Source organism: Caballeronia calidae (assembly GCF_900044055.2).
Classification (GTDB): Bacteria; Pseudomonadota; Gammaproteobacteria; order Burkholderiales; family Burkholderiaceae; genus Caballeronia; species Caballeronia calidae.
In genome coordinates this window covers 19,693-29,722 of the sequence record NZ_FCOX02000075.1, presented here as the reverse complement: position 1 = coordinate 29,722, position 10,030 = coordinate 19,693, and the positions used below count along the sequence as shown (strand labels likewise).

8 protein-coding genes and 2 pseudogenes are annotated in these 10,030 nt (G+C 55.6%); 6 read left to right on the top strand and 4 right to left on the bottom strand.

All coding sequences use genetic code 11. The features are described 5' to 3' along the window. On the top strand, positions 1 to 203 hold a 203-nt coding region (locus AWB78_RS49910), incomplete at its 5' end, for a transposase (protein ID WP_198399421.1). Positions 204 to 620: 417 nt separating this feature from the next. Here the strand turns inward: AWB78_RS49910 and AWB78_RS35980 are convergent. The 4 genes and pseudogenes from AWB78_RS35980 to AWB78_RS35970 all read right to left on the bottom strand — a co-directional run. Further along, positions 621 to 842, bottom strand: a pseudogene (locus AWB78_RS35980) (IS110 family RNA-guided transposase); the annotation flags it as partial. 335 nt (positions 843 to 1,177) lie between these two features. Beyond that, positions 1,178 to 1,384: pseudogene (locus AWB78_RS50175) on the bottom strand (IS110 family transposase); the annotation flags it as partial. A 94-nt stretch (positions 1,385 to 1,478) separates the two neighbouring features. Next, positions 1,479 to 2,471: an IS5 family transposase gene (locus AWB78_RS35975; protein WP_062611487.1), complete on the bottom strand. Its 993-nt coding sequence runs from the start codon at positions 2,469 to 2,471 to the stop codon at positions 1,479 to 1,481. A 536-nt stretch (positions 2,472 to 3,007) separates the two neighbouring features. Continuing rightward, positions 3,008 to 3,520 (bottom strand): tyrosine-type recombinase/integrase, encoded by a 513-nt coding sequence (locus tag AWB78_RS35970; protein ID WP_062611486.1) that lies wholly within the window; start codon positions 3,518 to 3,520, stop codon positions 3,008 to 3,010. A 263-nt stretch (positions 3,521 to 3,783) separates the two neighbouring features. Between AWB78_RS35970 and AWB78_RS35965 the strand changes: the two genes are divergently transcribed. From AWB78_RS35965 to AWB78_RS47015, 5 genes are read left to right on the top strand one after another with little or no spacing between them, the layout of a single operon-like run. Beyond that, a complete protein-coding gene (locus AWB78_RS35965) occupies positions 3,784 to 6,642 on the top strand; it encodes a PAS domain-containing protein (protein ID WP_062611485.1) in 2,859 nt (952 codons plus the stop codon). A 9-nt stretch (positions 6,643 to 6,651) separates the two neighbouring features. Then, positions 6,652 to 8,340, top strand: a complete 1,689-nt coding sequence (locus AWB78_RS35960) for a CHAT domain-containing protein (protein WP_062611484.1) — start codon at positions 6,652 to 6,654, stop codon at positions 8,338 to 8,340. Positions 8,341 to 8,384: 44 nt separating this feature from the next. Further along, positions 8,385 to 8,798 carry a hypothetical protein gene (locus AWB78_RS35955; protein ID WP_157697733.1) on the top strand — a complete coding sequence of 138 codons (414 nt, stop codon included), beginning with the start codon at positions 8,385 to 8,387 and terminating at the stop codon, positions 8,796 to 8,798. A gap of 2 nt (positions 8,799 to 8,800) precedes the next feature. Beyond that, positions 8,801 to 9,715 (top strand): hypothetical protein, encoded by a 915-nt coding sequence (locus tag AWB78_RS35950; protein ID WP_062611482.1) that lies wholly within the window; start codon positions 8,801 to 8,803, stop codon positions 9,713 to 9,715. Next, positions 9,712 to 10,011, top strand: a complete 300-nt coding sequence (locus tag AWB78_RS47015) for a hypothetical protein (RefSeq protein WP_157697732.1) — start codon at positions 9,712 to 9,714, stop codon at positions 10,009 to 10,011. The genes AWB78_RS35950 and AWB78_RS47015 overlap by 4 nt, the downstream gene beginning before the upstream one ends. The last annotated feature ends 19 nt before the right edge of the window (positions 10,012 to 10,030 follow it).

Sequence of the window (10,030 nt, the reverse complement as noted above, 5' to 3'; positions counted from 1 at the left end):
GACGGCACCTGACTTTGCTGTTTCTGCCGCCATATAGTCCGCAACTGGCGCCGATCGAGCGTGTCTGGAAGCTGACACGGCGTCTGGCATTACATAACCGCTACTTCGCCACGCTCGTCGAAGTCCTCAAGGCCGTCGAGGCCTGTTTCCGACACTGGGTTAGGCCAAACAAGGTTCTACATAGATTATGCTGCATTATTTAAGACGCTGTGTTTAGATGGCGTTCCACGGGCGATCCTGGAACCCTGGATTGCGCAGTTGGATGTTAAAGACCGACTTCTATGAGCGGTGAGTTGTCAAGCGCCGATCAGCCTTATTTTCGCGATCAGCTCTACATGGATGTTTAGGTCATATTCGATACCTTAGGTCTGGGGTCGCACGGTCTGGACTCCTCATGTCGGGTTGGATCCTGTTGATGCGCACGTGAGACACCAACGTCTCACCAACTTCTATCCGCCGGTGTTGTGCCGGCCTCATCCTTTATGCGCGCTGCGCCGGACATCGCGATCCGGGAGATGTGCCCCATCTAATCATCGGTTGCATTGAGCAACCCGTCGGTTTTCCGGGCACGTCACAATCCAACCTAGCCTCGAGAACGTCGGAACTGCGTACCATCCACTTCATGCCGGCTTGAACTGAGCTCCGTCGGGAATGACGCCGTCCTTCAGGTAACGCCACAGTGCGATCACCAACCGCCGGGCGAGTGCAACGATCGCGATGCGGCGGGCGCGGCGATTAGGCCCGGTTCCTTGCGTGCGCTCGTTAAACCATCGCGCCAGCGCACTGCCTGGCTGGTATCGCAGCCAGCACCATGCCATCTCGACAAGCTGGGTGCGCACCCGTCTATAAGGACTTTCCTTTTTTGCAAGCCCGGGGTTCATTCATCCATCCGTTCGACTCCCATGTGAACTGGGACACATTCGGGCATTCAGCGGCGAGACAGACTGCACGCCTATAAGCGGCCTTGTTGGACACGATGGTTGCTGTGCCCGGGCCCGGATAGTAACCGCGCAGCAGGACTCCATTCGGTTGACGGCGAATACGTGTGATGTAGCGCCTGACGGGTGCTCGAGTTCGCCTGCTGCCGGTCTGACCTGTCGCTATCCATGCCTGTTGCATCCTTGTATGCGGAGTTCCCGACTTTGGCGTTGCGGGGCTCTATGCTTCATTTATTCGATCATGCGGTTGCGGCCTCACGACCGGCGGGGGCCGGGCGGGTCGGCACATACGAGGGATCGAAGCGCTCGCCTTTGGCCAGAATCGCCCACAGGATGCGCGCGTGCTTGTTGGCGACGGCCACTAGCGTTCGATACCAGCCCACACGTGCTTGGAGCTGAACGATCCAGCGCGAGAGCCGGTCGGTTCGTCGATGGGCGCTCGTTATCGGCTGCGCTGGTTCACAATTTTCGGATGACGAAGCGAAACCAAGGTAATTCTTGGGAGTTCGGCCCGAAAACGGGCTTCACTTCTCGCATTTCTCAAACACAAGACGGATTGCTTCCATGAACCGAGCGCAACAGATTTCGCGCGATCACCAGGTTCGCCAAACCGAACAGGCTGAACAGTTGCGCCGCGTTCTTGGCCAGTCCCTTGTAGCGCACTTTGCGATGACGGAACAGGTTCTTGATGATATGAAACGGATGCTCGACCCGAGCGCGGATTTGCGCCTTGGTTTTCTCAAGCGCGATCACCAGATCCTTCAGCGGACCATCCTGCATCGCCTTGATCTTTCCGCGCTTGGCCGCTACGCGCCATTTCACCGACTTGCCCTTCATTTCGTCGCGTTTGTCCACGCCGATGTAGCCCGCGTCGCCGAACGCTTCCTGCTCATGGCCGTGCAACAGGGCATGGGCCTGCGACACATCCGACTCATTGGCCGCCGTGCCCACCACGCTATGCACGAGGCCAGATTCGGCATCGACGCCGACGTGGGCCTTCATACCGAAGTGCCACGCGTTTCCTTTCTTGGTCTGGTGCATCTCCGGGTCGCGACTCTTCCCGGCGTTCTTGGTCGAAGCCGGCGCCTCAATGATCGTCGCGTCGACCAGCGTCCCTTCCTTCATCATCAACCCGCGCTCACACAGCGAGATGCCGATTTCGTCAAACAACTTGCGCGTCAGATCGTGCGCGAGCAGCAGACGCCGGAACTTCAACAGCGTGGTCGCATCCGGCGCGTTCTCAACTGCCAGATCAATGCCGGCGAAGGCGCGCATCGCGATGCTGTCATAGAGCGCGTCTTCGAGCGCTTCATCCGACAACCCGTACCACTGCTGCAGGAAGTAAATACGCAGCATACGTTCCAAGCCAATCGGCGGTCGGCCTCGCTCGCCCTTCGGGTAGTATGGTTCGATCGCCGCCAGCAAACGCGGCCACGGCACGACCGTCTCCATCTCAGCCAGGAAGCGCTGACGCTTGGTCACGCGCTTCTTGCCCGCACTTTCCGCCTCTGCAAAGCTGATCTGCCGCTTCATCACTATGGTTCCGTTCCGTGAGCTTGCTTCTACAACGTCCTCGGCCACATCTGCGATGACGGCCGAGTCGAATTGATCAGCGTTTCCTTAGCGCTACGCGCAAAAATGAGAAGGTCAAGATCGAGGTAGGTGCTGGGAATTGGCTGATGATCCGGTGCCGAATTCCGGCTGGCAATACGCCGTCGATACACAAAAAATGGACAGTTAATTAACGTGAGAGGGTCTGTTTGCACATCTTCGGCCCGGCTGCTACGTGGTGGATCAGTTCAACCGCCGGTGGGAGCACATAACTTGCGTGGAGCGCCGCAGCGGCTCTTTGCCACCGTGTCCGAGACCCAGCGATATGGTGGGGGCGCGACCGCGCTTGTTCCGGGGCAATGGCCGCTTCCGGAGTCGGACGTGGACTTCTGAATGTCCGGACCTACAAATCGCGGGCCGACTGCTTCTGGCCGGCAAGCGCCCGCTCGCCGACCAACCGGCGTTCAGACTTCGGTTTGCTCAGCCATCTCGAGCGCGTCGTCGACTTCAATGCCCAGCTAGCGCACTGTGCTCTCCAATTTGGTATGTGCAAGGAGCAGTTGAACTGCGCGCAGATTTTTCGTTCGCCGATAGATCAAAGAAGCTTTGGTACGGCGCATCGTGTGAGTCCCATACGCCGCGTCGTGGAGCCCAATCGATGCAACCCAGCGGTGAACATTCCGCGCGTACTGCCGTGTCGACAGATGAGGCGAGGCACGCAACCGACTTGGGAACAGGTAATCGACGGGTTTCAGTCCTCGTGCCGAGATCCAGGCCGCGACGCTATGCAGTGTCTGTTCCGTGATTTCGAACTGAACCGGACGTCGGGTTTTCTGCTGCATGAACGTTGCCCAAGAAACGACGTGGCCGCCCACGCTTATGTCTTGCACTTGCAGTCGCGTCAAATCGCACGCTCGGAGTTTGCTGTCGATCGCCAAGTTGAACATTGCCAGATCACGAACGTTCGACGACATCTGCAAGCGCGTCCGAATTCCCCAAATCGAGACAGATGTCGACTTTTCTCCATACAGATCGTCGGTGGCTCATTCGATATTGGAGTTACGACATCGCTAGAGATGACGGAGTGTTCTCAGCCTAACAAAAAGGAGAAACATCTTCATGTTGTGGCAACTGGATTCCTATACTGCTAGAAGGATTTCTCCGCTGTTCATAGAACGAGACGTCCCCAATCTAAAAGTCAGCCCCATCAATCGATTCGACGAAGGCGATGTTCGGTCCTTTGAAAGCAGGTCCGATGAACCGTCCCAATCGGACGCATCAGTAAGGTGCCACGATGCAGCTGAGAACCAGTGACGCCATAGATGTCCACGAGAAATTGACATCCGAGTTGGCGAAGAACGCACCCGTCGCTGCCCTGGTGGACCAACGTGGCATTCTCGTCGAGGCCACTTCGGCGTTTGAGTCGATGTTTCCCTCGAGAGTCGGCACGCCCATCTCAGGATGCTTCAATCTCGACTTCCCTGGCCGTTACTCGACGGGACAAGCGGGCATCTACTCGGCCCACGGTGTTTTTGAGCGGCCTACTGGGGAGCGCATCCCAGTTATGCTCCAAATGCTGACGTCCATTCGCGACAGAGAAGCCTTTACGGCGGTCATCGTGACAGACGCCAGCGCGTATCGCTCGGCTGAAGAGGCGCGCTTTGACGCGACGCCGTGCTCGGTTCTCCGTGTATCTCTAACGGGCCTCGTAGCCTTTGCGAACAAGGTTGTATCGAAGGAGTTTCCTCATCATCGAGGAAAACTGATCGGTGCTCCGATTGAGTCATTGTTCGATCCCGCTCACGCGCACAGAATATCCGCTGCCATCTCGCGCTGTAAGCGCTGGCGCAAGGCGGTGAAACTCGAGGTCGCCTCCGCGCCGATCGGAAATCGAAGCGGGCGCGCCGTCAGCATCGTGTTCACGCCTGAATTCGCACCGGGCAAAATAATCATAGGTTTGGTCGTCGTCATCGAAGATGCCGCACAGACGATTCGCGGAAGGATCCGGCGTCTCGCACTCGCTCCGGAAGTGGCCACAGTTTCGCCGCGAAACCCTGAGTGTCCGTACTGGCATGTGCAACTCGCCGCCATCTTTGCTGAGATACGCAAACTGATCCATTTTGACCACGCCAACTTCGGTTTCTACGCCGACGACGGAAAAATGTTCCGTGCGGTGTGCATGTATCCTGAAGATACCAAGCAGAGCCTTTCATGGCCTTCTCGCTACCTTGCATTGCCGGAGTTCGTTCCGGAATTCCTGAGATCAGGAAAAACGTGGATCCCCAACGTACAGACTTTTGTAGCCCAGGACCCCCGTTTGTTGGAAAGCGATGTGGTCAGGCGATATCACGATTTCGGTATAAGATCAGCTCTCACCCTGCCGGTATTCGATGGATTGGGTCATCCTCAATGTGCTCTGAGCTTGTGTTCAAAGGAAGAAAACAGATATGGTAGGCGCCAACTGAGGGTTTTGAAGGACCTGGATCTCGAACATATTCTGCAGCGCTGTGAGCAGAGCGACCGCCGCGATCGCGAGAGGTTTGCTGCGGAAATGCGTGAGATAATCGATCGCGAAGGACCTTTGCGCGACGCTGCCAAGAAAGTCATCAATCGGATCAGGAAGCAGTTCGAGTGGGACTACGTTGCCCTGTTTCGAGTCAATCGGCAGAAAGAAGTCTTTGAACTGTTTTATCAAGACTCGTCCGAGAATCGCTTTCGCATGCCGAACGATTATGAGCAACCGATCGGCAAAGGCATGCTGGCCTCTTCTCTGCGCGAGGACAAGACTCGAATCGTCAACGAGATCGGGGCGAAGACAGTCGAGCAATACGGCTATTACGGCCGCAGGCGTGGACTGCGGTCGGCCATGACTGTTCCGATCCACCTGGGCAAGATTGGAAACAAGCCGCGCGTCCGTTGGGTGTTGGACGCGGAGTGCGCCACCGCGTCGGCATTTTGCGGTCCGGACATCGAAGCAATCAAAGCCGTCGTTGAATGCCTCGAGAGGAGTCTGCACACGCGAATGCTTGAAGAAATGAACGACTGTCTGATGCGCGAGGCCGATCGTGGTGTCGTACTAGTCGGCTCGGACGGTATTATCATGTGCAGGAACGCGACAGCTTCGCACCTGCTCAATGTCGACGACACGTTTATCGGTGACCTCGGATACCTCTCCGATTATGCCGAAGGTGATCGGTCGAAAAAGATACTGAACGGCGACGTGAGGACGACCAAGCGTCGTGTGACGTTGGCCTCCAACTATCCAGTCGAGAACACGAGCGAGCATGATGAAAAGCTTAATATTTCGCTCAAAGGCATAGCTGATAGTGGGCCCAAGGTATCAGTGCTTGCGACGCGCGTGGATCTCGATCAGAGCTTTGACGCTGCGCTGTGGTTTCTGACCGACATCCAGGGGATCGAGTGGAACCGTGACATCAGATTTCTTCATGAAACGGTTAGCGCTGTCGCGCAACAGACTCGTGCGCCACTTACTCTTGCTTCTCTGATTGCACGAAACATTCCCGCGATCGTGTCGGATTGCATGGGAAGTCTCGTGTCGCAACGCGAAGGCGTGGCGAAAATCGGCAGTTTGGTGACGCGCGTGGTCTCGGAAATGACCAAAGCCGATATAACCTTTGAGAGATTGGCAGAGGCAGTATCCATACGCGAATCTCCAAAGCGGATGGATAAGCCGGTAAACATCAGGGATTGCGTTCGAGAGGTATGGGAAGGTTTCCCTGATTACGATCGCGAATCGATCAAGCTGGCCTTGTCGAGTAGTGACGTATACCTCAACGGTGATGACGGAAGACTGAGATTCGTCTTGCGCTCGATTATCGCGCATCTGATGAGACTGCAGTGCGACGATTCCGCACGCGTGTGCGTGAGGCTGAAGACCGTTGGCCGGAACGCAAATCTCCTGATAGCCCTGAGCCAGCCGAAAAGGCACGGTGCTATGCCGGATTCAGACGGCCCGGACGATCTGTTGCAGGCGATGCTCGAAGCAAGAGAGGCCGCGAGCCTTTCGCTGACCGAAATTCAACTTATTGTGAACCGCCATGGAGGCGAGATAAAAACGCGATCATCCGGGATCCAAGAAGCGGACGGTGCATCAATTCCAACATGTTTCGCTCTGCGGTTTCCGCAAGTATAGGAGAACGCCATGGCCGACGTACCCACCACGGGCCCGCTCATCATGATCGTGGCGAGCAAAACTGTCGACTTGATGATGAAGCAGCAGTTTATAGCGGTAGAGAGCAAGGCCGCCTCATATCCCGAGATGAAGCATTTTTTGGAAGGGAGGCACTTCACGAGTGTAACCAACGTTGAGGCGGCTAAACGACTCGTTGATGCCGGCAAGAATCCTGCCCTCATCGTCCTTGATGCGAGTGTGTTGCAGAGTACAACCCCTTCGGCGCTTGACGGAACACCCGCCATCGATCTGATGGACTGGCTCGAAAAAATGAACTACACCATGCCCGTTCTCGTTGTTGCCAGCAGGTCACTCGAAAACGTGGATCGCAAAGTCTTGATGCGGAAGGTGAAAACATCATTGTGGCTACTCGGCGCGTCCGAAGCCGATCTTGCCCGCTTTGCGCGGACCTTGGCAGGACTTGCGCCGCCGTCGTCAACTCAGATTGATTCGACACAACGAATAACGATCATGGTTGGTCGGACATCTGCTCGATATTCGGTCGGCAATGGAAGGTACGATTTCCTGGCCTCAGGAGACATACCATACCTACTGCGTACGGGGCTTGATCCCATGATTTCGAACATCGAGAAGATCTCCCCTTTTCGAGCTACAAGCGGCTCACATTCAGTCAAAGACGAGTGGTTCGAGACAGCCAGGCAGAACGGCCAGCGTCTCTATGACGTACTGATCAAAGACACGGTGGGCCCGCATCTGCACAAGCTTCTTGAGAATCCACATACTCGTGGAGAAACCAATGAGAAGGCGAAGACGGCTCGGAGTCGTAAGAAGAAAGGCCATCCACTCGACTTGCGCTTTGAGATATTGCTTGGTTCGACCGACTATTTGAGGCTCTTCCAACTGCCTTTCGAGTTTGTCAATCACAGCGATTTCGACGGTGTGCTATGTTCTCACATTCCGATGGCGCGGCGGATTCGCCTGACAGGCGATGACGGTGAAAACACAACGGAAATCACGGTCAGACCGCCGTGGAAGAAGACAGTAAAGATTCTGTTCGTGCGCGCCGATGCGAGCGGCGACGCCAGATTGATGAGCGACACCTCCTATGAGGGAACCGAGGCGTATTCTTTTGGAAAACTCAATGGCTTCGAAAAAGAGTTGGATATGCTTAACGAGCTAAACCTGCCGGGAACTAAGCGAATCGCAGAAATCCACCCCCTCGGTAACGGCGCGAATACGAGCGGGAACAGTCTCAAGCAGGAACTTGAGATAGAACTGAAGAAAAAGCCTGGGTATGACATCCTTCACTTCTGCGGACACTCGTGCACGCCGGCACCCGACGGACCGACGCAGTTGATCTTTCCACGGCTTGACGGGTCGCCCGAGCCGGTTTCCATACGGGAGATTGCCCGTTTGATGCATGCCGGAGGCTGCCGCTTTTTAGTGCTTTCTTCATGCGATGGCGCATCCGTTACAAGTGCGATTGAGATTATGCGTCTCGGCGCATACGGAATGCTGGGCTTCCGTTGGGTTGTTACAGAAGAGACGTGCGTAAAATTTTTTGGGCACTTCTATAAATCTTTTCTTAGGGAGCGCCATACGCTTAGTGAGTCGTATCAGTTCGCTTGTGAACAACTTAGAAGCGTGAGCCAGGCGGAGCCTGCCTGGGCATCTGCTGTCGCCGTCATAAGAGATTGAAAGCGCTCGCATGCAAACGAGGTCGACTAACCGGGAGAGCCAGCGTGGGAATGTTCAGCTTTCGCGCACACGAAGAAGCCGAAAATATGCGGGATATTTTCAGACAGGAGCGCCGCCGCAATTTTGTTGCGGACGTCGTGCCCACTCCGGACGACAATGACAGGCGAAGCAGGTATCTCGACGGACAGGCATTTTCCACCGAACGCTCTTACTTCAGCGTGAGGCTGGTGGAAATGCGTTTGGCTGAAGCCGGCAATTACTTCTCGACGTATCTTCCCATGTGTACGTGCTTTCTGAGTTTCCCCTATGGAGGCGGGACGCGTAACGTGCCTTATATTGTTAAGCTTGACATGCTTAAGGACAAAATCGGTGCGGACGCGCCAACAGATCTCGGGAAGAAAATTGAATTTAAAAATATATATATCGTGCGCGATATCCGGTGCGATCCGGCAGTGTAACGATGTACACCGCGTTGTCGCGTCTGTCGAACAGCAGTTTCACGCGAAATTTGCTCGAACTGTTTTCTCAGACGGCAAGTACACTCGGTGGCCCCGCGATAGGGTTCGCCGTGACAACTGGAGTCGACCTGGCCAACAAGCTCGGGGCAATTCTCGGCTCCGACGACGTAACGACACGTTTCGGCATGTATGACGGTGACGCGCTGAACAAGAGCGGATATCGTATATTCGCCGGAGTGGACCTCGACACCGCCAGACTTCGAATGCACGACGACCAACTAATGCGAGTAGGCGATCGCGATGCACTGGAAGCAGTTGATGATTCCGATTATGTGACCATTGCTCTGGAACAGCGCAATACCTTGCTCGACGAACCCTTCGGCGCGCTGGAACGTATGCCGTTTCATTTGAACTGGAAAGAAGCGGTCAAAAAGGCTTCGAAGAATGATTTAGCTGGTGCCAATGAAGAAGTCAGTGCGATGTTCCTGGCAATACAGGATTCGCCGGACCTCATCGAGAACGACAAGTTTGAGATTCTTTCCATGTATGTCGCGCAACTTGAGAAATGGAAAGCTGCGTCAGACGGATTGCCGCTGTTCAGGTCGGGAGGACGCAAGCTGAGCGCGAAGCTTACCGATGTGGCGCATAACATCGGGAGGCAGGACCGTAGCGCAGCCGATCTTGTCGCCGCCGCCGCGAAGCAGATCGGTAGATCCGACGAAGCGTCGAAAGATCCGAAGGTGGCATTGGGAGACGAAGCGCTAAGCGAAACGGTAAGCCGAATCCACAGCGACTTCAATACACGCGCGGCCGAGCCTCAAGCCGTCAGGAGTGCCACCGCGCATCTTTTTGAAACGGCCTTCTTCGCAAGCAGAGAGAGAGCGGCTTTGGATTCCGGCGCCGCTCGCCCGTCATGATCGCCGTCATTTTCGGGCGAGCGAATCACCGACGCGATTGTGTTCAGCGTCGGTGGTTTACCTCCACGCTCGATCGCGAAGAAGCCAAGTGCGATTTCGTGCGCGCCACAGACCAACCAACCACTTCACTTATCGGTATGCGTACAATTGGGTCGTATGGCAGCCGTCTGCCCGACGTCGAAAGAGGGAGAGCGCTCATCGAAGGAAGGAGACGTATCGCTCTTCTTGCTGAGAAACAGTTGTCGATAGATAACAAGCGTCAACTGCTTCGCGGCCTTGAACTGACGGTCGGATGAGTAGTCCCGCCGCTTAGCT